This window comes from Aeromonas sp. s10 (assembly GCF_040907975.1).
Classification (GTDB): Bacteria; Pseudomonadota; Gammaproteobacteria; order Enterobacterales; family Aeromonadaceae; genus Aeromonas; species Aeromonas caviae.
The window spans coordinates 73,664-96,649 of record NZ_JBFOCV010000026.1 but is presented as its reverse complement, the minus strand read 5'-3'; the positions used below and the strand labels follow the sequence as shown (position 1 = coordinate 96,649).

The window sequence follows — 22,986 nt, the reverse complement described above, 5'->3', positions numbered from 1 at the left end:
GAGTGAAGGGGAGAGCCGGGGGGAGGGTCTGCCCCTAACCACCCGAGCCCAGCCCGAAGCTGGTGGCCAGGGAGCCCAGAATGAGGTTCCAGCCATCCACCATGACGAACAGCATCAGCTTGAACGGCAGGGAGACCAGCATGGGGGAGAGCATCATCATCCCCATGGCCATCAGGATACTGGCGACCACCAGATCGATGACCAGGAAAGGCAGAAACAACATGAAGCCTATCTGGAAAGCGGTCTTGAGCTCGCTGGTGACAAAGGCCGGGATCAGCACCCGTAGCGGCACGTCCGCAGGCTCTGCCACCTGCACGTTCGCTATCTCCATGAAAGTATTGAGATCCTTGACCCGGGTCTGGGCCAGCATGAACTGGTGAATGGGCAGCTCCGCCTTCTCCAGGGCCTCCTTGGCCCCGATGGTCTCGGCCAGATAGGGCTGCAGCGCCTCGTTGTTGATGCGATCCAGCACCGGCGACATGATGAAAAACGACATGAAGAGGGCGATGCCGATCAGCACCTGGTTGGAGGGGCTCTGCTGCAGACCGATGGCCTGGCGCAGGATGCCGAGCACCACGATGATCCGGGTGAAGGAGGTCATCATGATCACCATGGCCGGCAGGAAGGAGAGCGCGGTCATCAGCGCCAGCACCTGCAGGGTCAGGCTGTACTCCTGACTGCCATCCGCCATGGTCTTGACGGTGAGTGCCGACATGCCGTCCTGGGCCATCGCCAGGGGCGAGAGCACCAGGGAGAGCAGTGCCAGCCACCCTGTCCAGTTAACGTTTTTCATGCTTGCCCATCAGTTTGCCCAGTTGCTCGGAGAACGCCTGAGGCTGGCTCTCGTCCAGCGGCTCCTCCAGGCGATAGAGGAAGTTGACCTGCTGCGGCGTCACCCCGACCAGCAGTTGCTGGCCGCCCACCTTGACCACCATCAGCTTCTCCTTGTAGCCAAGGGGCAGGGTGGCGATGACCTTCATCTGGCCCCCTCCCATCACCTGGGAGAGCTTGCTCTTCTTGAGCAGGAAGCCGAGCACCAGGATGAGGCCGATCACCATCAGGCTGGAGAGCAGCCAGGAGGTGAGGCTGGGGGGATTGGCCCCTACCCCCGGGTTGGCCAGGGCAGGCAGGGAAAACAGCCACAACGGGAGCACACGGATCATTTGAGCTTCTTGATCCTTTCAATCTGGCTGATGACGTCGGTAAGGCGGATACCGAACTTGTCGTTCACCACCACCACCTCGCCGTGGGCGATCAGGGTGCCGTTGACCAGCACGTCCAGGGGTTCACCCGCCACCCGATCCAGCTCCACCACCGAGCCCTGGTTCAGTTGCAGCAGGTTGCGAATGCTGATCTGGCTGCGGCCCACTTCCATGGCGATGGTCACCGGGATGTCCAGAATGGTGTCCAGCTTGCGCCGCTCTTCGGCGCTGATGGGGGCTTCGTCCTTCAACTCCTCCAGGGGGGCAGGCTTGGCTTCGGCCGTAACCTGCTCCTCCAGTGCGGCCGCCCAGGCGTCAGCCATCAAATCCTGCTCGTCATCGGTTCCGCTCATCTTCAATTCCTCAGTGTTGCAACACCTCCCCCGAGGGGAGGATCAATCAGGGTGTTTGTCAGAGATGCTTCGCTCGAGCTCTTCCAGCTCGGCTTCGCCATCAATGCGCACGCCCCCGCGGGTCACCAGATGCATCTCTGTCTTGACCCCGTCAGGGCGCTTGATTTTGTCGGTGATCTTGAGCGCCACGTTCTCCTTGGTGCGCCCCATCTTGGCGTGGAAGGTAGGCAGATCCTCCACAAAGACCAGCAGGTTCTCCGGCATCTCCACCGGGATGATGTCCCCGGGTCTGAGCTCCATCAGCTCACGCAAGGAGAGCTCGGTCTCCAGCAGCTTGGCCTTGAGCTCCACCTTGACGTCCATGATCTCGTCGCGCAGGGCCTTGCTCCAGCGCACGTCGGTATCCCCCTTGTCGCTCTGCACCCCCGCATCCAGCAGTTCGCGGATGGGTTCCAGCATGGAGTAGGGCATGGCCACGTGGAAGTCGCCGCCGCCGCCGTCCAGCTCGATGTGGAAGGAGCTCACCACGATCACCTCGGTGGGGCTGACGATGTTCGCCATGGCCGGGTTCACTTCGGAGTCGAGGTATTCAAAGCCCACGTCCATCACCGGCGCCCAGGCATCCTTGTAGTCTTCGAACACCAGCTTGAGCAGCATCTGGATGATGCGCCGCTCGGTGGGGGTGAACTCGCGCCCCTCGATCTTGGCGTGGTAGCGGCCATCACCGCCAAAGAAGTTCTCCACCAGGATGAAGACGAGCCGCGCCTCCATGGTGATGAGCGCCGTCCCCTTGAGGGGGCGGAAACGCACCATGTTCAGGCTGGTGGGCACGAACAGGGTGTGGACATATTCGCCGAACTTGAGCATCTGCACGCCGTTGATGGAGACCTCGGCGGTGCGCCGCATCATGTTGAACAGGCTGATGCGCATGTGGCGGGCAAACCGTTCGTTCACCAGCTCCAGGGTCGGCATGCGGCCGCGGACGATGCGGTCCTGGGAGGAGAAGTCGAACTGGGCGATACCGGGATCCCCGGCTGCTCCCAGCTCCTCCTCCTCGACATCGTCGACGCCGTGCAGCAGGGCATCAATCTCGTCCTGACTTAACAGATCGCTCACGCTTCACCTTTCATTGCATGACAAAGCCGGTAAACAGCACTTGTTCGATTACGGGAGAAGAGACCAGGTCGTTCAGCACCCGGCGGCATTCTTCCAGCGAATCCTGACGCAGCTTCTCCTTGCCCTCGAAGGTCATCAGCTGTTCGGCGGTCGCCGAGCTGAAGACCCGCAGCAAGGTGCCTTCGATCAGGGGAATGTTCTGTTTGGCCAGGGTTTCGTCGGCGGTGCCGCGCACCATCAGCTGGATCTTGATCTGCACCAGCCGATCCCGCTGGCCTCCCGCCACGTTGAACACGAAGGGACGGGGCATGCCCACATAGAGCGAGGGCTGGGGCGTGTTCGCCTCCGGCTTGGCCTCGCTCTTTTCGGCAGCGGGCTCATCCCCACCGGCGAGCATGAACCAGGCGCCGGCGCCGCCCCCACCAAGGAGCACGACGGCCAGGGCGACTATCATGATCAGCTTCTTTTTCTTGCCTGCCGCCGGATCCTTCAGCGTCAGTTCGTTATCGTCTGCCATCCCTTGTCCACCCTAGTCTCAAACTTGTTCGGTATCATAAACTTACTTAAGAATGCATCAAGCATAGAAATCGATTCCGGCATCGTTTGCCGATTCCACCAGCAGCGTGAGGTTGCGAGCGCTCCCCTCGGCCTCTCTGCCATCGCTGCCGCCGCCATTTCCCCCCTGTCGCCCCTGGTCACCGAAACCGGACTGACCCTGGGAGGATGACTGCCCCTGCTGCTGGAAGGCTTGCTGCTGCGCCTGTTGTTGCACCACGGTCTGGCCGAGCTGGATCCCCTGCCCTGCCAGCATGTCGCGCAGGCGCGGCATGGCCTGCTCCAGCATCTCACGGGTCTGGCCATGCTGCACCACGAAGTGCACGCTGGCCTGGCTGGAGGCATCCATCTGGATTTGGATCTTCATCTTGCCAAGCCCCAGGGGGTCTAGCTGGATCTCCGCCTGTTGCAGCTTGTCCGCCAGCATCAGGTTCACCTTGTGGTGCAGCTGCTCGGGAGCCTCAGGGGTCGCCAGCTTGAGGTGGGGCAGGCTCTGGGGCTCTCGTCTGACGGTCGCCTCGGCCAGCGGTCTGTTCTCGCCGACCTGGCTCTGGGCCTGATGCAAAGGCTGGCTCCCCTCGGCGGGTTCACTGCCCTTGACCTCCATCCCCGACTGTTTGCCCAGCTCATCGAGCCGGGACTTGTCCACCGCGGGCTTCACCGACACGGCAACGCCGGCGGCCACCACGGGGGCGCTCTCCATCTGGTCCAGGCCCGCCGAGAGGGCCGTCAGGGGAGCCTGTGCCCCCTGGGATTCATGACGAGCCAGGATCTGCGGCGCCGCCTGGACTGGGGCCGGGTCGTCCGTCGTCACGGGCTGGCTGCTCCCTGCATTCGCTACAGGCTCGGCCCCTGCACGGGCTCCCTGCCCGCTCGCGGCCTCAGCCTGTCTGGCCTCACCGGCGACAGGGGCCTCCTTCTCTGCCCCTGCCGCCGTCGCGGGCGGAGCGGACTCCGGTGTGGCTGCAGGGGCCGGCCCCTGCGCCACCGTCCGGATCACGCCATCGCCATAGGCGCTGGCAGCACGGGAAGCGGTTGCCCCCTGTCCGGCCGACGCCAGGGGATTGGTCACCCGTGCCTCTTGCGATGAGTCAGCCCGGGTGACAGTGGGAGCCTGGGCGTTTTCTCCAGCCACCACTTTGGCGAGCAGGGCGGCACGCTCCTGACCCGAGAGAGGGGGCTCGACCCCCTTGGCATCCGGCTCCGCTCCCTTGCCTGCCATGGGCTGGCGGGTCACCCCGCCCTGGTCTGCCACGGCAGTGTCATCGGCCAAGGGGGGCTCTTCGGCCCCCAGCGGCAGAGCCCCCTGACCGCTTGGCACGGCGCTGGCGCCTTGGGCCGCACCGGGGATGGCTTTCGTTTTGTTCCCTTCATGCTGACGCTCTAGCGCCATCTGCGGCAGGGAGGCGCTCCCCTCTGCCGCCTCCACGCTCTCTGCCAACCCCACGTCCTCTGCCATTCCCACCCCCTCTGCCATCCCAGGCGCAGCGGCGCCAGGCGGCAAGGGGTTGCCGTCCACAGGCACCGCCGCCTCACCGGCCAGGGCGGGCGATGTCGGGGGCACCACCAGGCTCACATCCTGGCGCAGGGAGGCTTGCAACTGTTGCAGGAAGTCGTCGGGAGGCAGCTCGCCCTCGTCGTCCGCCCCCTTCGAGGAAGACACGGACTCGGTGGCGGGCTCGTCAGACGCCAAAGATTTGGCAGCCGGGGCAAGCCCCTCCCGGGCGCCCTCGGCGGGCCCCTGGAGCGCTGGATTGCCCTGGCTGGCTGGCGCCTTGCCCATCAGCTGGGCCATGGCCATGGCTTGCGAGAAGGCGGCCTTGCCCTCGCCTGACGGCTGCACGCCCCCTTCGCCCCCGACGGTGGGAGCCAGCAGGGTGGCGCTGCCATCGGCAGAAGGCGCCTGGGGGAGAGTGCTAATCAAGGGGGTCTGTATCATGCTGGGATCCCTGACGACGATTCGGTGACGGCCGCACGTGCGGTCATGGCTTGGCCCATCGGCCTCGCATGACTGGAAGAAAGCAAATTACAGGCCAGATTGGTGATAACGACGCAGGATGGCGTAGTCATCCAGCATCTTCTGCTCCTGGCGCTGGGCCTTCTGGCGCACCTTGTCCGCCTTCTTCTCCAGCAGCAGCTCGACCGCCTTGCGCCGCTGCTGGGCTTCGAGCCACTGGGTGCGGCACTCGGCCAGCGCCTCGCGCACTTGCAACACCCCTTGGTACTGCTGGGTCGCCGCGTTTTCGAGCTTGTTGATGAAGGCGTGATACTGGCTGTTCTGCTGGGGGCTGATCCCCTGCAGACCGCGCTCCGTCCACTGCTGGTGGTAGATCTGGCGGTACTGGTTGAGGGCGTTTTGCTGATCCATGAACAGCTTGAGATCCTGCTGGGCCTTGGCCAGCGCCATGGCGGCCTGCTGTTCGGCCTCCTCCAGCCGACTCGCCAGCAACGTCAATCCTTTACTCATAAGGGCTCTCCACCGGTCAACGCATCAGGGGCATGGCCACCAGTTGCAGGGATTGCAGGCCTTCATCGTAGTGAATGACCTCGCGCATTTTCTGCTGCAAGAACTGATCCAGATAGGGTTTCTGGATGATGGCCCGGTCGATGCGCGGATCCGATCCCTGGCTGTAGGCGCCGATGGTGATGAGATCCCGGTTCTGCTGGTAGAGGGAGTAGAACTGCTTGAAGGTGCGCGCCAGCTCCATGTGCTCCGGTGAGGTCACCATGGGCATGACCCGGCTGATGGATTTTTCGATGTCGATGGCCGGATAGTGGCCCGCATCCGCCAGCTCCCGCGCCAGCACGATGTGGCCATCGAGGATGGCCCGGGCCGCGTCGGCGATGGGATCCTGCAGATCGTCCCCCTCCGTCAGCACGGTGAAAAAGGCGGTGATGGAGCCCTGGCCGTCGCTGCCGTTGCCGGCCCGCTCCACCAGCGCCGGCAATTTGGCAAACACCGAGGGGGGATAGCCCTTGGTGGCCGGCGGCTCCCCCACCGCCAGTGCAATTTCCCGCTGTGCCTGGGCGTAGCGGGTGAGGGAGTCCATCAGCAGCAGCACATTGAGCCCCTGCTCGCGGAAATACTCGGCGATAGCGAGCGCCGTCTCGCACCCCTTGAGGCGCATCAGCGGCGAGGCATCGGCAGGGGCGGCCACCACCACGGCGCGCTCGCGCCCCTCGGCGCCGAGGATCTCCTCGATGAACTCCTTCACCTCCCGGCCCCGCTCCCCGATGAGGCCCACCACGACGACATCCGCCACCGAGCCCCGGGTCATCATGCCAAGCAGCACGGATTTGCCGACACCGGAGCCGGCGAACAGCCCCATTCGCTGACCCCGGCCCACGGTGAGCACGGCATTGATGGCCCGTACCCCCACGTCCATGGGTTGATGGATGGGGCGACGGGCCAGGGGATTGATGCGGTGCTGGGCGAACTGCACCGTCTGGGACGAGAGGATGGGGCCGAGCCCGTCCAGGGGCTGGCCGATGCCATCGATGACCCGGCCAAGCAGACTCATGCCCACCGGAATGCCGTGATCTTCGGTGACGGGCACCACCCGGGCGCCGGGAATAACCCCCTTGAGCTGCTCGCTCGGCATCAAGAACAGGCGATCCCCGGCAAAACCCACCACCTCGGCCTCCAGGGCCCCATCCTGGGTATCGATGCGGCACAGGGAGCCGATGGCGGCGCGGCAGCCAATGGCTTCCAGGGTCAACCCCACCACCCGGGTGAGCTTGCCCGCCACCGGCGGTATGGGGGCCTGCTCGCGAACCCGGTAGCCTTTAAGCCGATCAAGAAGGGGTGCCGTCATGTCGCCTCCGACGATGAGTGCCTGATGATGCCGTCAGCAGGACGCTGCACGACGGGTTCGAACCGGGCCATGGCTCAGCTCGCGTTGTCACGCAGGAAGTTGCGCAGCAGTTGATCGATGCGCCCGGAGAGGGTGAGATCGATGCTGGAAAGCTCGGTGGCCAGTTGCAGATCGCCGGGGGAGAAGGTGGGTTCGCTTTGCAGCCGCCAGTGGCGCCTGGCGCACTCATCGGCGCCAAAGGCGGCCTCTACCCGGGTCACGTCCTCCGGGTGCAGCATCAGGGTAACCCCCTGCTCGGCGGCAGGGAGCAGGGCCAACCCCTGCTTGAGGGCCTCCAGCAGCAGCGTGGGGGAGGTTTGCGCCTCATGGCGGATGAGGGCGCGGGCGAGCTGTTGCACCAGGGCGATGAGCTGCTGCTCCACCGCCTCGTCCATCTCGCCAAGGGGAGTGGCCAGGCGTGAGACCAGGGCTTGCCAGCGGGCTATCTCCAGCTCCACCTGCTCCCGCCCCATGGCGAGGCCCTCTTCCCTGCCCTGCTCCAGCCCGGCCTGGTGGCCCTGCTGCAAGCCTTCGAGCTTGCCCTCTTCCAGCCCCTTGGCAAAACCGGCCTCGCGCCCATCGCGCATCCCCTCTTCCCAGGCGGCCTGACGAATCGCCTCCACCTCTTCGGCGGTGATGCTGGGGGCGGGTTCTTCGGGTTGTTCTTCCGGCAGGGCCGCATCGGCCTGCTCCTGACGATACCAGTCAGGAGCCAGCCCCAGGGCATTGGTCTCGACCTCGGCTTCGGTCTCCATCTCTGGCCAGCCCCAGGTCTCAATCTGCGCCGTGTCGGACTCGGGCCTCAGATAGCCGCGCAGTTTGCTGTTCTTGTCATTCATGTGCCGAAGAGACTCCTATCGAGGGCCGGGTACAGGGGCCGACATCATCGCACATTCCATGGCCCATGGCTTAGAGGAACTCTTCGCCACCACCCGCCCCCAGCATGATCTCGCCCGCATCCGCCAGGCGGCGCGCCGTGGAGAGGATCTCCTTCTGGGCGGCTTCCACCTCGGAGACCCGGATCGGCCCCATGGCCTCGAGGTCGTCCGCCAGCATCTCGGCGGCCCGCTTGGACATGTTCTTGAATACTTTTTCCCGCATCTGGTCGTCCGACCCCTTGAGGGCCCGTTGCAGCAGATCCCCGGGCACTTCCCGCAACAGGGTCTGGATGCCCCGATCGTCCACGTCGATCAGGTTTTCGAACACGAACATCAGATCCTGGATCTGCTGGCTCATCTCCTCGTCCGACTCGCGGATGGAGTCCATCAGCTGCCCTTCGATGTTGGTGTCCAGGTAGTTCATGATGTTGGCCGCCGCCTTCAGGCCGCCCATCTTGGCCGCCTGGGCACCTGCTGCACCGGCGAACTGTTTCTCCATGATGTCGTTGAGCTCCTGCAGCGCCGCCGGTTGCACCTCTTCGAGGTTGGCGATGCGCATCACCAGATCTAGGCGCACCTGCTCCGGGAACTGGCTCAGGATCTCGGCGGACTGCTCCGGCTCCAGATAGGAGAGGACGATGGTCTGGATCTGCGGGTGCTCATTCTGGATGATGCTGGCCACCTGGCGGGCATCCATCCACTTGAGGGAGTCGAGGCCGCGGGCGCCTGACCCCAGGATGATCTGATCCACCAGGTTGCTGGCTTTGTCCTCCCCGAGCGCCGCCACCAGGGCTTTGCGCACGAAGTCTTCACTGCCGATGCCGATGTTGGTGTACTTCTGGATGTCGTCGATAAATTGACGATGCACCGCCGCCACCCGATCGTGGCTGAAATCCGACATGGAGGCCATGGACATGCCGAGCCGCTGCACCTGCTTGGGCTCGAGGTGGCGGAAGATCTGGGCCGCATCCTCCTCGTTGAGGCTCAGCATCAGCACCGCCGCCATCTCCATGCCGCCCATCTGATCCAGGATCAGACGCTGGCTTTCGGTGATGTCGTTACCGGTGACCTGGCTTTTATTCTCTTCAGGCATCTTTAGTTACCCATTCTTTGATGACCTGGGCGGCCAGGTCAGGTTCGTTCGCTACCAGGGCGCGCACGGCCTTGAGCAGATCCTCGTCACGGTGCAGGTCAGGCAGCTTGAGCTGACCATCCCGCAGACCGAATACCGGTTCGGCCTCGGCCTGGGCGGCCAGCAGGCTCAGTTCGTCGTCGCCACCCAGCACGGTGTGGTTGTCGAAGTCCAGCTCCCCTTCCGGCTTGGCGTCCGGGTAGAGCAGGCGCTTGAGCATGGGCCGCACCACGGTGACGATGAGCACTATGATGACCAGCACGGAGGCGGCGATGCGCACCGCGCGCCAGAACCAGGGCTGCTCGTAGAGGGGGATGTCGGCCACGGTCTCGAGTTCCGGGCGGTTGAACGGAATGGCGACCACCTCCAGGGTATCCCCCCGGGTCACGTCAAAGCCCAGACCGCCGCTCAGCAGACGGCGCAGGGTATCGAGTTCGGCCTGGCTGCGGGCTTCCCGGGTCACGGCACCGTCGGCGCCGGGGATGGCCTTGTAATCCACCGCCACCGACACCGTCATGCGGCGAATGCCGCCCTGCTGGCGCCGGATGTGGCTGACGGTGGTGTCCAGTTCGAAGTTGCGGGTCGCTTCCTTGCGGGAACGGCCGGAAGAGGCGGTTCCTTCCCCGCCGGCTGCCTGCTCGGGAATGTTGGACGCAGCGGGCGGCTGGTTGGAGAGGGCGCCGGGTACCCCGCCGTTGCTGCCGCTGGCGCTGTTCTCTTCCATGGTCATTTCGGAGCGCACCGCCGGCAGGTCCGGGTTGTAGGTCTTGCGGGTCTGTTCCTGCTGGGAGAAGTCGAGGGAGAGATCCACCTCTGCCGTATAGTTGTCGGCCCCCAGCACCGGGATCAGGATGGCGTCAATTTTTTGTTTGTATTCGAGCTCCTGCTTCTGCTGCATCGCAAACTCCTTGCGGGTCTGGGCAGAGAGGGGATCCTGGGAGCCGGAGTTGAGCAGGCGACCGTTCTGGTCGGTCACGGTGACGCGGGTCGGCTCCAGACCGTGAACGGCGGAGGCGACCATGTCGACGATGGAGTCCACCTCACCCTGGCCCAGGGCGTTGCCCTTGAGGCTCAGAACCACGGTGGCGCTGGGCTTGCGTTCGTTGCGGGCGAACACGTTGTCTTTCGGGATAGCCAGCAGCACCTGGGCCTTGGCGACGTTCTGGAACTGCTCGATGGCGCTCGCCAGCTGGCGCTCGCGGCTCAGTTTCAGGCGCTCGCTCTCCATGCGCTGGCTGACGCCGAAGCTGGAGTCCTTGAGCAGGATGGCTTCGCCGTCGTTGCTGGCGTCGCTGTTGTTGGCCAGACCGGCGCGGGTCAGGCGCAACCGGATGTCCGCATAGTTTTCAGCACTGACCAGCACGCTCTTGCCATCCACCTGATAGGGGATCTTCTGCTGATCCAGGTAATCCAGGGTGGAGACCAGCTCCTGGGTGGTGAAGGTGCCGAGGGGACGCATCTCCGGCTCCTTGCCCCACAAGAGGATGAAGACGGCGATGGCCAGACAGATGGTCAGCCCCAGGATCAGGGTGATCTGGCGCAACACATCGGTGTTGGACAGGAAGCCCAGCGCCGAGCTCTTCTGCTCGTGCTCGTCGAGGGCGGCCGCCCCCTCGTTGTTGATCAGCAGATCGCCGTTTGGATCGTTAGCCACGGTTTATGTCCTTGTTGCTGACATGTTCATGATGCTCGGTCGCCATGGGCCCGAGTTACACCGGCATGTTCATGATGGTCTTGTAGGCATCGACCATCTTGTTGCGCACCTGCACCGTCGCCTCGAAGGCGATGGAGGATTTCTGGCCGGCGATCATCACCTGGGAGAGATCCACCGACTTGTCGCCGAGATCGAAGCGGGTACGCAGATCGTTGGCGGTGCCCTGCAACTCGTTGACGTTGTCCAGGGCCTGTTGCAGCATCTGGCCGAAATCGGAGCTGACCGGACGACCGGGCTGGGTCAACGGCGTGGCACCGGCTTCCACCTTGAGGGCCTGCATCTCTTGCATCAGGCTGCTTGCGCTAATTTCCATCTTCCCTTCCCAGACAAATCATTGACACTGACTGGCTTGAAGCAATAAAGGTGCCAACCAGAGCGAGATCTCGAGATCAGGGATAAAAGCGGGGCGCGATCAGGCCGGCGGGCACCGGCCATCCGGGGATCAGGTTGCCGATCCGGGGGGATCGCCCAGCAGCAGCCGCAGGTAACTCAGGTGCAGATCGTAGTGCTCGCCTGCAGGCAGCTTGGCCAGCACCTCGTCGCGCAGGTAGCGGGCCTTCTCCCCCGCCTGCTCGGGGGCCACCAGCCCCACGCTCACCAGCCTGGCGATGATGGCATGGGAAAGCGCCAGGCTGGCCTCGTCGGCCTCCCCCCAACCGAAGGATGCCCCCTGATCACCCTGTGTCAGGCAGGGTTCGAGCGGTGCCACCAGATCCCCCCAGACCCAGAACGCGGCCGGGATCCCCTCCTGCAGGCGCAGATAGATGCTCTGCTTGTCCCACTCCCGGCGGTGGGCAGCCATCCGCTCCTGTTCGGCCTCATGGGTCATCTTGCTCTCCTTGTCGCTGGACTCTGTGCGGCGCCCATGAAAAAGAGGGCCCAAGGCCCTCTTTTTACTGCAAGTCCCGACAATTAAACAGAGTGCACCTCGATCTCCTCCAAGAAAAAACGAGTCAGATCGGCAGGGATCACTTGTTCAGGTCATCATCCAGCCAGTACTTGGAGCCCGAGATGTTGGCGTCAAGCAACAGCCCCTTCTCGCCAATCTGGTAGATGGCCATGCCGCCATTGTACTTGGCGGTGAGCTCGGCGCTCTCCTTGCCCGCCACGGCGCCCACCTCGGAGGTGGCTTCCCACCCCTTGCTGACGAAGGCATCGAACCTCGCCTTGTCCTCGAACAGGATCACCTGCTGGTAGAACTTGCCGCCGATCCCGGCCGCAAGACCGGCACCGAACATCTTCATGTAGGTGTGCTTGCCACTGGTGCGATTGACGGCGACCCCGGCCCCCTGATTGGTGTGGATCATCAGGGAGAACTTGCGCGAGTCGAACACCGCATAGCCATAAGCCTTGTCAAACAGCAACTTGGCCGAGGGCTGCTCGTTGAACAGCCGCACCAGGGCGGTATCGGCCATGGTATCGAGGGCGGTTCTCGCCTCCTCCGGGGTCTTGGGCTCGAGCATGGTGTCGAGCTTCTTGTCGGCGGCGGTCAGCCACTCCTTGCCGGTGGCCGCGCTCTCTGCCGTCCAGGCCCCCGCCTTGTTGTAGGCCTCGGCCCCCCAGCTGGACACCGACTCCCAGGTCTCCTTGGAAAAATCGGTGATCCCCTTCCACGCCTCCTTGCTGGTATCGCTCACCGCGGTACCGAGTTCGGAGGCGGCCTCCTTCAGCTTTGCCCAGTCGGCCAGACCGGGGGTTGAGGCCAGCGCCAGTGCCGTGGCTATCACCAGGAATCGAATCTTCATTGTTTCCACCCTCTGTGATGAGTCGAAGGTCACAGTAGCAGATCTGGCGCCTGCCCGTTAAGGCCATCCCCCCGGTGCGGGTCAGACGCTGACGCGCAGGGGCTCAACGAAGCCGTTTGCCCTGACCGTCCACCACCTGCTCGCCATCCTCCTTGGCAAAGGCCCCTTGCTGCGGGTCGGGCAGGATATCGAGCACCACCTCCGACGGGCGGCACAGCCGGGTGCCGAGGGGGGTGACCACGATGGGCCGGTTGATGAGGATGGGGTGGGCCAGCATGGCATCGATCAGTTCGTCATCGCTGAAGCGATCTTCTGCCAGCCCCAGCGCCTCGTAGGGGGACACGTTCTTACGCAGCAGATCGCGCACCGGCATGCCCATGGCGGCGATCAGGGCCACCAGCTCGTCGCGGGAGGGGGGCGTCTCCAGATAGTGAATGATGGTGGGCTCCACACCGCTGTTGCGAATCAGCGCGAGGGTGTTGCGGGAGGTGCCGCACTCCGGGTTGTGATAGAGGGTGATTGCACTCATTTGCCTGTCTCTCATGACTCAAGTGAATAGAAATGGGTTAGTGGCCATCCGTTAGCGGCTTAGCCCCGCCTCGTACCAGGGTTTGCTGGCGTTGACCACGCGCACCACCAGCAGCATGACCGGCACCTCGATGAGCACCCCGACCACGGTGGCGAGCGCCGCACCCGAATGAAAGCCGAACAGACTGATGGCGGCGGCCACCGCCAGCTCGAAGAAGTTGGAGGCCCCGATCAGGGCGGAAGGGCAGGCCACCGAGTGCTTCTCCCCCACCTTGCGGTTGAGCCAGTAGGCGAGCCCTGAGTTGAACAGCACCTGGATCAGGATGGGCACCGCCAGGAGGGCGATGACCAGCGGCTGCTCGATGATGGCGTTGCCCTGGAAGGCGAACAGCAGCACCAGGGTGAGCAGCAGGGCCGCCACCGACCAGGGCTGGATGCACGTCATGACGCCGTCAAAATGGGCCTGCCCCTTTCTCAGCAAGGCCTTGCGCAGCAGCTGGGCGAGGATGACGGGGATGACGATGTAGAGCACCACCGAGGTGAGCAGGGTATCCCAGGGCACGACTATGCTGGAGACCCCGAGCAGCAGCGCCACCAGCGGGGCAAAGGCAAACACCATGATGAGGTCGTTCACCGCCACCTGCGACAGGGTGAAGTAGGGATCGCCGTTGGTGAGGCGACTCCAGACAAACACCATGGCGGTACAGGGGGCCGCTGCCAGCAGGATCAGCCCAGCCACGTAACTGTCCAGCTGATCCGCCGGCAGCCAGTCGGCAAACAGCACGCGGATGAAGAGCCAGCCGAGGAAGGCCATGGAGAAGGGCTTGACCAGCCAGTTGATGAAGAGGGTGACCCCGATTCCCTTGAGGTGCCCCTTCACCTGGTGCAGGGCGCCAAAGTCGATCTTGAGCAGCATGGGGATAATCATCACCCAGATAAGCAGCCCCACCGGCAGGTTGACCCTGGCCACCTCCATGGCGCCGATGGCCTTGAAGAGACTCGGCAACCCCTGCCCGAGGCCAATGCCCACCAGGATGCAGAGGGCGACCCAGGCGGTCAGATAACGTTCAAAAAAGCCGATGGCAGAGGCTGCCTTGGCCTCACAGTTTGCAGACATGATGACTCCCGGTGCGATCCACGCTCGCACCCCAGGTTGAATAGATAAATGGCACGGCACATGGGCATCGACAGCCCGCCCTGGCCTGTTACGACTCGCCGCAGCAGGGCGACGACCCCTCGGCGCGGGAAGCGCTGCCGGGCCCGGCGGGCAGCAGGCCGCACGCCTCGGGATGACCGGCGCAGCACTCCTCGGTGAGGTAGGCGATCACCCCCAGCATCAGGGGGATGTTGGCGCGATAGCGCAGAAAGCGCCCCTCCTGCTCCACCGACAGCAACCCGGCGTTGAGCATCCCCTTGAGGTGAAACGAGAGGGTATTGGGGGCGATGTCGAGCTCGCCAGCCAGCTCCCCCGCGACCCGCCCCTCCAGCCCGGCCTTGACCAGCAGCCGCCACACCTCGAGCCGGATGCCGGAAGCCAGCGATTCAAAGACCTTGGTGGCCGTCTCTTTGTTCATGGGTCTCCCCCCTTGGATGCTTCATTTCAACTATACAAGAATTATTGAAATGATCAAAGTATCACCACCGAGCCGACATCGCGACGGGACGGGCCACCAGAGGCGCCGCCCCGGCCATGTCGTGCCCGCCAGCGGCCTCATGTCAGTCATACGGCTAATATCTGGCCTCTCTTTATAAGGCACTCTTATGACCTTACCCCGGACAATCCTCCCGTTGGCCGCCCCGCTCACCGCGGCGCCCTGCCCCGCCGCAAAGCCGCAATGCCGCAGAACAACCCCCGGCGCCGGATGCACCAAAAGGTGATGAAACGAGAAATGGCCCCAGGGCCCCGCCGTCAGATGACGGGGCCTGGGGAATCCGGGAGAAACCGGGGAGGAGAGAGGGGCGCAATCAGGTGATCACGGGATCCCGATATTGCCGATGGATCGCACAAAACGCCTCCCGGCTTTGCAGCGCCGCCGCGACGCAGACAGGGTCGAACTGGCTGCCTGCATGGGTCTTGAGGTATTCAAAGGCCGTTTCGAGGGGCCAGGCCTGCTTGTAGGGTCGCTCGCTGGTAAGGGCGTCAAACACATCCGCCACCGCGACGATGCGGGCCTCCAGGGGGATCGCCTCCCCCGCCAGTCCTTCCGGGTAGCCCTGACCGTCGAAACGCTCATGGTGGTAGGCGATGATGTTCTTCAGCATGTCGGTGTGATGGATACCGTCCAGGCCGAACTCGCGGATCATCAGGGCGATCATCTCCCGCCCCTTGAAGGGGTGGGTCTTCATCACCCCGTACTCCTCGGCCGTGAGCTTGCCCGGCTTGAGCAGGATGGCGTCGGGCACCGCAATCTTGCCGATATCGTGCAGCTCGGAGAAGAGGTGAATGAACTCCACCTCCTCGTCACTCAAGGGGTAATGGGCCGCCACCTCCCGGGCGATGAGCCGCGAATAGGCCGACATGCGGTGCAGGTGATTGGCGGTCTCCTCGTCCCGGTAGCGGCTGAACTCCCGCACCGTGGTCAGGGCCCCGTTCAGAGTCTGGATGGAGAAGAACTCCACCGCGATGATGGCCGCCAGGATCTGGGCATAGGCCGCCAGCTCACCGCAAATAGCGCCATCGAAGTAACCGGGCTCTTTGGCATCGCAAAACAGAAAGCCGAACAAGCGACTGTTGAGCAGCAGCGGCTCGGTATAGCTCGACGCGTACCCGGCCGCCAGCACTTTGCGGCTGTGCTCGGAGGGGGAGCCCAGCAGGGAATCCAGGGTATCGAGCACCCTGGGCTGCTGGTGCTCGGCCAGGTAGCGCAGGGAAGGCACCTCGCTCAGCCTGACCTCGTACTGCAACAGCGGCGAGCCCCCGTCCGTGCTGTGGGCAAAGGTCTTGAGCTGGTCCGTCTGCGGGTCGTAGATGGCGATCGCCACCCGGCTCAACTTGTCAAACCGCTGCCTGAGGGTGGCGTGCACATTCTGCACTTTCTCACCAAATGAACTCTCCATCCCGCACATCCTTCTGATAGGCCTGTTGGGAGTATAGTGACACCCGTTTTGCCCCTCCTGCCAAATGGTGACGGCGCACAGGGATCGTGATCCCGCCCGCACCGGCGACGGCCCCCTCCCTGCCCGTGGTCATGTCACGCCCGCCCCACCCCGCGTCCCCGGGCAAAGAGATTGTTCGCTTCCGACGTGTCGGCTGTATAGTTTTTGGTTAGCCATTCCGGTAAAATCCGCGCCCTTGAATAAGAGCCACCTAAGAGTGATTGAGCGATGTCCAACACAAAACAGGCCCCCAAAGTAGGATTCGTCTCCTTGGGTTGCCCCAAAAACCTGGTTGATTCCGAACGCATCCTGACCCAGCTGCGTACCGAAGGGTACGACGTGGTGCCCAGCTATGACGATGCGGAGCTGGTGGTGGTCAACACCTGCGGCTTCATCGACAGCGCGGTGCAGGAGTCCCTGGAAGCCATCGGTGAGGCCCTGGCCGAGAACGGCAAGGTGATCGTCACCGGCTGTCTGGGTGCCAAAGAGAACCAGATCCGCGAGATCCACCCCAAGGTGCTCGAAATAACCGGTCCCCACGCCTATGAAGAGGTGCTGGGCCACGTCCACAAATACGTGGAAAAACCCACCCACAACCCCTTCACCAGCCTGGTGCCGGCCCAGGGCGTCAAGCTGACCCCGCGCCACTACGCCTATCTCAAGATTTCCGAAGGCTGCAACCACCGCTGCACCTTCTGCATCATTCCCTCCATGCGCGGGGATCTGGTGAGCCGCCCCATCGGCGAAGTACTGGCCGAGGCCAAGCGCCTGAAAGAGGCTGGCGTGAAGGAGATCCTGGTGATCTCCCAGGACACCTCCGCCTACGGCGTGGACGTCAAGCACCGCACCGGTTTCTACGACGGCATGCCGGTCAAGACCAGCATGGTGGCCCTGTGCGAAGAGCTGGCCAAGCTCGGCATGTGGGTGCGCCTGCACTACGTCTACCCGTACCCGCACGTAGATGACGTCATCCCCCTGATGCGCGACGGCAAGATCCTCCCCTACCTCGACATCCCGCTGCAGCACGCCAGCCCGCGCATCCTCAAATTGATGAAGCGCCCCGGCTCCGTCGAGCGCACCCTGGAGCGCATCCAGAAGTGGCGCGAGACCTGCCCCGAGATCACCCTGCGCTCCACCTTCATCGTCGGCTTCCCCGGCGAGACCGAGGAAGAGTTCCAGATGCTGCTGGACTTCATCGACAAGGCGGAACTGGACAGGGTTGGCTGCTTCAAATACAGCCCGGTCGAGGGTGCCAAGGCCAACGAGCTGCCGGATCCGGTGCCGGCCGAGGTGCAGGAAGAGCGCTTCCAGCGCTTCATGGAACTGCAACAGCAGGTCTCCATCCGCAAGCTGGCCCGTAAAGTGGGCAAAGAGATGCTGGTGCTGATCGACGAGGTGGACGAAGAGGGTGCCACCGGCCGCTCCGCCGCCGATGCCCCCGAGATCGACGGACTGGTCTACCTGAACGGTGAAACCGGCCTCAAGCCCGGCGACATGGTCAAGGTCCGCATCGACGAAGCGGACGAGTACGACCTCTGGGCCAGCCTGGTGGAATAATCACGCCACTCCCCCTCAAAGCCAGTCGGTCTCACCGACTGGCTTTTTTAATGTCCGCCGCCCGTCAGGCTCTTGCATGCCCCCCTGTCATCCCCTGTCCCGCCCCTCGTCACCGATCTCCCTCTCCTTACTCTTTTCGCACGCGCCCGTGAACCAGCACACACTTCTCTCCTGCCACATGAGTCGCTTGTTTCCTGCGCAAAAATAAGCCGTGTCAACGGGGAAAAAACGAGCACGATCCAGCTCACATTATCGTTGCCACAGGGAGTGGCAAGGTGACTTTTTACTTTGTGAGAATTAATGCAACTTTATAATTTAAAAGGATTTAAAATGCATTTTGACGATAATGACGTGCGCCGTGCAATTTTTACGATATCGACGAAATGAAGAGTTGTTGTTTTCCTGTTAATTCTGCTTTTCTAAGGGCGTTGGACGACACAACTACAAGGGTGCAAAACCTGACCAACAGCGAGGGCCGGTATCCAAGCATGCGATATCGGTGCTCCATTCCAAAACCATGGAAGACCAATAAGAAAGGAAAAAATATGCTTGCCAAAGTATCCAAAATCGCAACTTCAGTCATGCTGGGAACTCTGCTTGCCGGTGCCACCGGTACAGCCATGGCCGCCGACAACAAGACGGTGCTGACCCTGGTTGCCCAGCAGGAAACCGCATGGGTCAAGAACTTCAACCCCTTCCTGCAAGCGGGTCTGCTCCACACCACCCGTCACTTCATCTATGAGCCGCTGGTGATCTTCAACGATATGCAGGGTGGCAAACCCGTCTATCGTCTGGCCACCCACTACGCCTTCAGCGATGATCTGAAATCCGTCACCTTCGACCTGCGCGAAGGGGTCAAGTGGTCCGATGGTGAAGCCTTCACCGCCGACGACATCCTCTTCTCCTTCAACCTGGTCAAGGCCAACAAGGCGCTGGACGAGCGCTCCATCTGGACCCAGATCAAGGGTGTCGAGAAGCTGGGTGACCACAAGGTCAAATTCGACCTGGCCGAGATCAACACCAACGTGGTGAACGACCTGGTGCTGGTACCCATCGTGCCGGAGCATCAGTGGAAGTCGGTGAAAGACCCGGTGGCCTTCACCAACGACAAGCCGGTCGGGACCGGTCCCTTCACCGAAGTGGACAACTTCTCCGCCCAGCTCTACACCCAGTGCCGCAACCCGCACTACTGGGACAACGCCAGCCTCTCCATCGACTGCCTGCGCATGCCGCAGATGGCCACCAACGACCAGGTACTGGCCGCCGTGATGAAGGGTGACGTGGACTGGTTCGGCTCCTTCGTGCCGGACATCGAGCGCCTCTACGTCGGCAACGATCCCAAGAACAACAAGTACTGGTTCCCCGCTTCCGGCACAGTGGCGTTCAACGTCAACTTCCAGAGCAAGAACCCGGGCAACCACGAAGCCTTCAACGACATCAACTTCCGCCGCGCCTTCTCCATGGCCATGGACCGCCAGTCCATGGTGGACATCGCGGGCTACGGCTACCCCACCGTCAACGAGTACCCGTCAGGGCTTGGCAAGGCATTCGCCTCCTGGGACAACCCGGACGTCGAGAAGAAGTACGGCAAGTACAACAAGTTTGACCTGGAAGGGGCCAAGGCCCTGCTGAAACAGGCGGGCTACAAGGACTGTGACGGCGACAAGTTCCTCGACACCCCGAGCTGCAAGAAGATCGAGTTCAAGGTGCTGGTACCGAACGGCTGGACCGACTGGGTCAACACCGTCCAGATCGGGGTCGAAGGCCTGCAAGCCCTGGGCCTGAACGCCAAGACCGCCACCCCGGAAGCCACCGTCTGGACCGAGTCCCTGATCACCGGTGACTTCGACGTCGCCCTGCAGGGTTACTTTGCCGGTGCCAACCCGCACAAGTACTTCGAGACCGCCTTCCACTCCCGCAACATGGGTGAGCGCGGCAACCGCTTCGCGGCGCCCCGCTACAAGGATCCCGAGCTCGACAAACTGATCGACGACTTCACCCAGACCGCCGATGCGGCCAAGCAGAAGGAGATCATGTTCGCCATCCAGGAGCGTGTCGGGGCCAACCAGACCATCATCCCGGTGTTCAACAACCCGACCTGGTACGAATACAGCACCAAGCGCTTCAATGGCTGGTTCAGTGCCGACAACCCGGTCGCCAAGCCGCAGGTTCACCCGGACACTCCGGAGCGTCTGCTGCACGTGCTGTCACTCAAGCCAAACAGCTAATCACCCCGGCCCCCTGCGGGGGGCCCTCTTCCCCGCCATGTCTTCCATCCCCCGTCGTTGCCGGGGTTGGGGGAGCTTTGCCCGGCGCGGGGCAGGCTTGCAGTAAAAGGTATCACCATGGGATTTATACTTAGACGCTTCTCCTTCTATCTGGTCGCCTTCCTGGTGGCCGCCACCATCAACTTCCTGCTACCCAGAGCCATGCCGGGGGACCCCGTCTCCGTCATGTTTGCCCGGGCCGGCGCCATGATGGAACCCGCCGCGCTGGAAGCCCTCAAAGCCACTTTCGGTTTCGTGGACGGCCCCATCGGCACCCAGTTTCTCACCTATGTGAAGAGCGTCTTCACCTGGGATCTCGGCACCTCGGTGCGCTACTACCCCCAACCGGTTGCCGACGTCCTCGGCCGCGCCATCGGCTGGACCCTGTTCCTGGTGGGCACCTCCACCATTCTGAGCTTCTCCATCGGCTCCATCGTCGGCATCTTCGCCGCCTGGTACCGGGGCGGACGCATGGACAGCATCCTCTCCCCGCTCACCCTGGTGATGCAGGCCATCCCCCCCGTGGTGGTCTCCCTGCTCGCCCTCTTCCTGTTCGGTGTGAGCCTCGGCTGGCTGCCCATCGGCTACGCCTACAGCCCCGAGATCCCCGCCGATTTTGGCTGGGAACACATCAAGAGCATCCTGTTGCACGCCATCATGCCGGTGGGCACCCTGGCCGCGGTGCAGGTAGGGGGCTTTCTCATCACCATGCGCAACAACATGATCAATCTCCTGGGCGAGGACTACATCACCATGGCCAAGGCCAAGGGGCTCTCCAGCAACCGGGTGATCTTCAACTACGGCGCGCGCAACGCCGTGCTGCCCAGCGTCACCGCCCTCTCCATGGCGCTCGGTTTCGTCATCGGCGGATCCCTCATCACCGAGGTGATCTTCAACTACCCCGGCCTGGGATTGACCCTCTATCAGGGCATCCTGGCCCGTGACTACCCCCTCATCCAGGGGCAACTGCTCATCATGACCATCACCATGCTCAGCTTCAATTTCCTGGCGGACGTGCTCTACGTCTTCCTGGATCCCCGTCTGCGTACAGGAGGCAAATAAGATGCGTATGCCGACTATCTTGAAAATCCTGCTGGGCAACAAGAAGGCCGCCTTCGGCCTCGCCATCGTGGTCACCTTCGTGCTGATGGCCCTGTTCGCCCCGCTGCTCGCCAGCAACGAACCCACCAAGCGGGTCGCCCGCCCCCACCAGCCCCCCAGCGTGGAGCTGGTGATGGGTTCCAACCGCATGGGCCACGATCTCTGGGCCCAGTTCACCAACGGCGCCCGCATCTCCCTGATGGTGGGCTTCGGGGCAGGCCTGCTGGTGTGCGCCCTGGCCATCACGGTGGGCATCACCGCCGGCTACTTCGGCGGCGTGGTGGACGAGTGCCTCACCTTCCTGATGAACGTGGTGCTGGTGATCCCGAACCTCCCCCTGTTGCTGGTGCTGGCGAGCTTCATCGGAGAGGCCTCCCCCATGGTGATCGCCCTCATCATAGGGTTGACCTCCTGGGCCTATGGTGCCCGGGTCATCCGCGCCCAGACCCTGGCCCTGCGGGAAAAGGAGTTCGTCATCGCCGCCGAGGTGCTGGGTGAACCGGCCTGGCGCATCATCCTGGTGGAGATACTGCCGAACCTCATCTCTATCATCGGGGTGAGCTTCATCGGGTCCATCATCTACGCCATCGTCACCGAGGCGACCCTGGAGTTCCTGGGGCTCGGCGACCCGACCGTGGTCAGCTGGGGCATCATGCTCTACAACGCCCAGACCTCGAGCGCCATCCTGGTGGGCGCCTGGTGGGAGATCCTGGCCCCCTGCTTTGCCATCGCCACCCTGGGGGCGGGCCTCGCCATGCTCAACTTCGCCATCGACGAAATTGCCAACCCGCAGCTTCGTTCCCACAAGGGCCTGCGTCGCTGGAAGCAGCTTGCCACTCCCATCACTGCTCAGGAGAAGACAGCATGACCCTGCAACAACCCCTGCTGTCGGTGCGCCAGCTCTGCGTCGACTACATCACCGAGAGCGGCGACGTGCGCGCCGTCAATTCGGTCAGTTTTGACATCATGCCGGGTGAGGTGTTCGGCCTCGCCGGCGAGTCCGGCTGCGGCAAGTCCACGGTCGCCTTCTCGGTGGCGCGCCTGCACAAACCGCCCGCCTACATCAGCGGCGGCGAGATCCTGTTCAAGGGAGAGAACATCCTCGCCTTCGACGACGAGCGACTGCGCAGCTACCGCTGGCGCCAGGCGAGCGTGGTGTTCCAGTCCGCCATGAATGCGCTCAACCCCGTGCTGCGCATGGAGGAGCAGTTCTGCGACGTGCTCTTGGCCCACAACCCCGGCATGACCCGCTATGAGGCGATCAAGCGTGCCCAGGAGCTGCTGGAGATAGTCGACATCCACCCGAGCCGGCTCAAGGACTACCCGCACCAGTTCTCCGGCGGCATGCGCCAGCGGCTGGTGATCGCCATCGCCATGGCCCTCAACCCCGAGCTCTTGATCATGGACGAGCCCACCACGGCGCTGGACGTGGTGGTGCAGCGGGAGATTTTGCAGAAGGTCTATGCGCTCAAGGCGAAGTTCAACTTCTCCATCCTCTTCATCACCCATGACCTCTCGCTCATGGTCGAGTTCTGCGATCGCATCGGCATCATGTACGCGGGGGAACTGGTGGAGGTGGCGCCGGCCAAGGCGATCCTGACCGCGCCCCTGCACCCCTACACCCGGGGCCTTGGCAACTCCTTCCCCCCCCTGCACGGGCCCAAGACCGTGCTGGAGGGGATCCCTGGCAGCCCACTCAACCTGCTGGAGGTGCCGGTGGGCTGCCGCTTCCAGGCACGCTGCGCCAAGGTGCACGCGCGCTGCCGCCAGGAATACACCCGGCTGGCCGAGATCCGGCCCGGCCAACAGGCTGCCTGTCACCTTCATGAGGCAGCAGAGGAACAACCGGATCTTCCGATCCATCTGGACAAGGCCGCTGGCTGTTAAG

The 22,986-nt window shown here is 63.3% G+C and carries 23 protein-coding genes; 5 read left to right on the top strand and 18 right to left on the bottom strand.

Translation table 11 applies throughout. The annotated features are described in order from the left end of the window. Window positions 1-34: 34 nt before the first annotated feature. From fliP to AB5Y59_RS06315, 18 genes are all read right to left on the bottom strand, one after another. On the bottom strand, window positions 35-793 hold the full coding sequence (fliP, locus tag AB5Y59_RS06400) for a flagellar type III secretion system pore protein FliP (RefSeq protein ID WP_048207230.1): 759 nt from the start codon (window positions 791-793) through the stop codon (window positions 35-37). Continuing rightward, window positions 780-1,163: a flagellar biosynthetic protein FliO gene (fliO, locus tag AB5Y59_RS06395; protein WP_010673925.1), complete on the bottom strand. Its 384-nt coding sequence runs from the start codon at window positions 1,161-1,163 to the stop codon at window positions 780-782. Before fliO ends, fliP begins: the two co-directional genes overlap by 14 nt. Next, on the bottom strand, window positions 1,160-1,555 hold the full coding sequence (gene fliN, locus AB5Y59_RS06390; protein ID WP_010673924.1) for a flagellar motor switch protein FliN: 396 nt from the start codon (window positions 1,553-1,555) through the stop codon (window positions 1,160-1,162). Before fliN ends, fliO begins: the two co-directional genes overlap by 4 nt. A 42-nt stretch (window positions 1,556-1,597) precedes the next feature. Continuing rightward, a complete protein-coding gene (gene fliM / locus AB5Y59_RS06385) occupies window positions 1,598-2,671 on the bottom strand; it encodes a flagellar motor switch protein FliM (protein WP_010673923.1) in 1,074 nt (357 codons plus the stop codon). Window positions 2,672-2,681: 10 nt separating this feature from the next. Next, the gene (gene fliL, locus AB5Y59_RS06380) at window positions 2,682-3,188 is read right to left on the bottom strand and encodes a flagellar basal body-associated protein FliL (RefSeq protein ID WP_010673922.1); all 507 of its coding nucleotides are present in this window, start codon (window positions 3,186-3,188) and stop codon (window positions 2,682-2,684) included. A gap of 57 nt (window positions 3,189-3,245) precedes the next feature. Continuing rightward, window positions 3,246-5,165, bottom strand: coding sequence for a flagellar hook-length control protein FliK (locus tag AB5Y59_RS06375; protein ID WP_368211678.1), 1,920 nt, complete (start codon window positions 5,163-5,165; stop codon window positions 3,246-3,248). A gap of 87 nt (window positions 5,166-5,252) precedes the next feature. After that, on the bottom strand, window positions 5,253-5,693 hold the full coding sequence (fliJ, locus tag AB5Y59_RS06370; RefSeq protein WP_039039911.1) for a flagellar export protein FliJ: 441 nt from the start codon (window positions 5,691-5,693) through the stop codon (window positions 5,253-5,255). 16 nt (window positions 5,694-5,709) lie between these two features. After that, window positions 5,710-7,041 carry a flagellar protein export ATPase FliI gene (gene fliI / locus AB5Y59_RS06365; protein ID WP_029314163.1) on the bottom strand — a complete coding sequence of 444 codons (1,332 nt, stop codon included), beginning with the start codon at window positions 7,039-7,041 and terminating at the stop codon, window positions 5,710-5,712. 74 nt (window positions 7,042-7,115) lie between these two features. Continuing rightward, window positions 7,116-7,919: a flagellar assembly protein FliH gene (gene fliH / locus AB5Y59_RS06360; RefSeq protein WP_128343085.1), complete on the bottom strand. Its 804-nt coding sequence runs from the start codon at window positions 7,917-7,919 to the stop codon at window positions 7,116-7,118. A gap of 70 nt (window positions 7,920-7,989) precedes the next feature. Continuing rightward, on the bottom strand, window positions 7,990-9,051 hold the full coding sequence (fliG, locus tag AB5Y59_RS06355; protein WP_010673917.1) for a flagellar motor switch protein FliG: 1,062 nt from the start codon (window positions 9,049-9,051) through the stop codon (window positions 7,990-7,992). After that, window positions 9,044-10,744, bottom strand: coding sequence for a flagellar basal-body MS-ring/collar protein FliF (gene fliF, locus AB5Y59_RS06350; RefSeq protein ID WP_368211676.1), 1,701 nt, complete (start codon window positions 10,742-10,744; stop codon window positions 9,044-9,046). The genes fliG and fliF overlap by 8 nt, the downstream gene beginning before the upstream one ends. Window positions 10,745-10,799: 55 nt before the next feature. Then, a complete protein-coding gene (gene fliE / locus AB5Y59_RS06345; RefSeq protein ID WP_029314161.1) occupies window positions 10,800-11,117 on the bottom strand; it encodes a flagellar hook-basal body complex protein FliE in 318 nt (105 codons plus the stop codon). Window positions 11,118-11,246: 129 nt separating this feature from the next. Next, window positions 11,247-11,633, bottom strand: a complete 387-nt coding sequence (locus tag AB5Y59_RS06340) for a hypothetical protein (RefSeq protein WP_103259757.1) — start codon at window positions 11,631-11,633, stop codon at window positions 11,247-11,249. A 139-nt stretch (window positions 11,634-11,772) separates the two neighbouring features. After that, window positions 11,773-12,549: a lipoprotein gene (locus AB5Y59_RS06335; RefSeq protein ID WP_041212621.1), complete on the bottom strand. Its 777-nt coding sequence runs from the start codon at window positions 12,547-12,549 to the stop codon at window positions 11,773-11,775. Between the two features lie 103 nt (window positions 12,550-12,652). Continuing rightward, window positions 12,653-13,078 (bottom strand): glutaredoxin-dependent arsenate reductase, encoded by a 426-nt coding sequence (arsC, locus tag AB5Y59_RS06330; RefSeq protein WP_141227063.1) that lies wholly within the window; start codon window positions 13,076-13,078, stop codon window positions 12,653-12,655. Between the two features lie 51 nt (window positions 13,079-13,129). Continuing rightward, window positions 13,130-14,194 carry an ACR3 family arsenite efflux transporter gene (gene arsB / locus AB5Y59_RS06325; protein ID WP_368211675.1) on the bottom strand — a complete coding sequence of 355 codons (1,065 nt, stop codon included), beginning with the start codon at window positions 14,192-14,194 and terminating at the stop codon, window positions 13,130-13,132. Between the two features lie 88 nt (window positions 14,195-14,282). Next, a complete protein-coding gene (locus AB5Y59_RS06320) occupies window positions 14,283-14,651 on the bottom strand; it encodes a helix-turn-helix transcriptional regulator (protein ID WP_039039917.1) in 369 nt (122 codons plus the stop codon). 391 nt (window positions 14,652-15,042) lie between these two features. Then, a complete protein-coding gene (locus tag AB5Y59_RS06315; protein WP_039039918.1) occupies window positions 15,043-16,134 on the bottom strand; it encodes an HD domain-containing phosphohydrolase in 1,092 nt (363 codons plus the stop codon). 267 nt (window positions 16,135-16,401) lie between these two features. On the opposite strand from AB5Y59_RS06315, the gene rimO reads away from it, so the two are divergent. The 5 genes from rimO (at window position 16,402) to AB5Y59_RS06290 (ending at window position 22,985) form a co-directional block, all read left to right on the top strand. Continuing rightward, the gene (gene rimO / locus AB5Y59_RS06310; RefSeq protein WP_368211674.1) at window positions 16,402-17,730 is read left to right on the top strand and encodes a 30S ribosomal protein S12 methylthiotransferase RimO; all 1,329 of its coding nucleotides are present in this window, start codon (window positions 16,402-16,404) and stop codon (window positions 17,728-17,730) included. A gap of 545 nt (window positions 17,731-18,275) precedes the next feature. Then, complete coding sequence (locus AB5Y59_RS06305) at window positions 18,276-19,958, top strand: ABC transporter substrate-binding protein (RefSeq protein WP_010673906.1); 1,683 nt, start codon at window positions 18,276-18,278, stop codon at window positions 19,956-19,958. 117 nt (window positions 19,959-20,075) lie between these two features. Beyond that, window positions 20,076-21,059, top strand: coding sequence for an ABC transporter permease (locus AB5Y59_RS06300; protein ID WP_010673905.1), 984 nt, complete (start codon window positions 20,076-20,078; stop codon window positions 21,057-21,059). A gap of 1 nt (window position 21,060) precedes the next feature. Continuing rightward, window positions 21,061-21,966 (top strand): ABC transporter permease, encoded by a 906-nt coding sequence (locus AB5Y59_RS06295; RefSeq protein ID WP_010673904.1) that lies wholly within the window; start codon window positions 21,061-21,063, stop codon window positions 21,964-21,966. Next, a complete protein-coding gene (locus AB5Y59_RS06290; RefSeq protein WP_368211672.1) occupies window positions 21,963-22,985 on the top strand; it encodes an ABC transporter ATP-binding protein in 1,023 nt (340 codons plus the stop codon). The genes AB5Y59_RS06295 and AB5Y59_RS06290 overlap by 4 nt, the downstream gene beginning before the upstream one ends. Window position 22,986: the final 1 nt, after the last annotated feature.

What these genes read in the sequence shown, in the direction of transcription:
- AB5Y59_RS06305 (WP_010673906.1), top strand. Translation starts at nt 18,276, where the DNA reads ATGCTTGCCAAAGTATCCAAAATCGCAACTTCAGTCATGCTGGGAACT.
- fliL (WP_010673922.1), bottom strand. Translation starts at nt 3,188, where the DNA reads ATGGCAGACGATAACGAACTGACGCTGAAGGATCCGGCGGCAGGCAAG.
- AB5Y59_RS06300 (WP_010673905.1), top strand. Translation starts at nt 20,076, where the DNA reads ATGGGATTTATACTTAGACGCTTCTCCTTCTATCTGGTCGCCTTCCTG.
- AB5Y59_RS06320 (WP_039039917.1), bottom strand. Translation starts at nt 14,651, where the DNA reads ATGAACAAAGAGACGGCCACCAAGGTCTTTGAATCGCTGGCTTCCGGC.
- rimO (WP_368211674.1), top strand. Translation starts at nt 16,402, where the DNA reads ATGTCCAACACAAAACAGGCCCCCAAAGTAGGATTCGTCTCCTTGGGT.
- AB5Y59_RS06340 (WP_103259757.1), bottom strand. Translation starts at nt 11,633, where the DNA reads ATGACCCATGAGGCCGAACAGGAGCGGATGGCTGCCCACCGCCGGGAG.
- fliH (WP_128343085.1), bottom strand. Translation starts at nt 7,919, where the DNA reads ATGAATGACAAGAACAGCAAACTGCGCGGCTATCTGAGGCCCGAGTCC.
- arsC (WP_141227063.1), bottom strand. Translation starts at nt 13,078, where the DNA reads ATGAGTGCAATCACCCTCTATCACAACCCGGAGTGCGGCACCTCCCGC.
- fliI (WP_029314163.1), bottom strand. Translation starts at nt 7,041, where the DNA reads ATGACGGCACCCCTTCTTGATCGGCTTAAAGGCTACCGGGTTCGCGAG.
- fliN (WP_010673924.1), bottom strand. Translation starts at nt 1,555, where the DNA reads ATGAGCGGAACCGATGACGAGCAGGATTTGATGGCTGACGCCTGGGCG.
- AB5Y59_RS06290 (WP_368211672.1), top strand. Translation starts at nt 21,963, where the DNA reads ATGACCCTGCAACAACCCCTGCTGTCGGTGCGCCAGCTCTGCGTCGAC.
- fliG (WP_010673917.1), bottom strand. Translation starts at nt 9,051, where the DNA reads ATGCCTGAAGAGAATAAAAGCCAGGTCACCGGTAACGACATCACCGAA.
- AB5Y59_RS06315 (WP_039039918.1), bottom strand. Translation starts at nt 16,134, where the DNA reads ATGGAGAGTTCATTTGGTGAGAAAGTGCAGAATGTGCACGCCACCCTC.
- fliJ (WP_039039911.1), bottom strand. Translation starts at nt 5,693, where the DNA reads ATGAGTAAAGGATTGACGTTGCTGGCGAGTCGGCTGGAGGAGGCCGAA.
- fliP (WP_048207230.1), bottom strand. Translation starts at nt 793, where the DNA reads ATGAAAAACGTTAACTGGACAGGGTGGCTGGCACTGCTCTCCCTGGTG.
- AB5Y59_RS06335 (WP_041212621.1), bottom strand. Translation starts at nt 12,549, where the DNA reads ATGAAGATTCGATTCCTGGTGATAGCCACGGCACTGGCGCTGGCCTCA.
- AB5Y59_RS06375 (WP_368211678.1), bottom strand. Translation starts at nt 5,165, where the DNA reads ATGATACAGACCCCCTTGATTAGCACTCTCCCCCAGGCGCCTTCTGCC.
- arsB (WP_368211675.1), bottom strand. Translation starts at nt 14,194, where the DNA reads ATGTCTGCAAACTGTGAGGCCAAGGCAGCCTCTGCCATCGGCTTTTTT.
- fliE (WP_029314161.1), bottom strand. Translation starts at nt 11,117, where the DNA reads ATGGAAATTAGCGCAAGCAGCCTGATGCAAGAGATGCAGGCCCTCAAG.
- fliO (WP_010673925.1), bottom strand. Translation starts at nt 1,163, where the DNA reads ATGATCCGTGTGCTCCCGTTGTGGCTGTTTTCCCTGCCTGCCCTGGCC.
- AB5Y59_RS06295 (WP_010673904.1), top strand. Translation starts at nt 21,061, where the DNA reads ATGCGTATGCCGACTATCTTGAAAATCCTGCTGGGCAACAAGAAGGCC.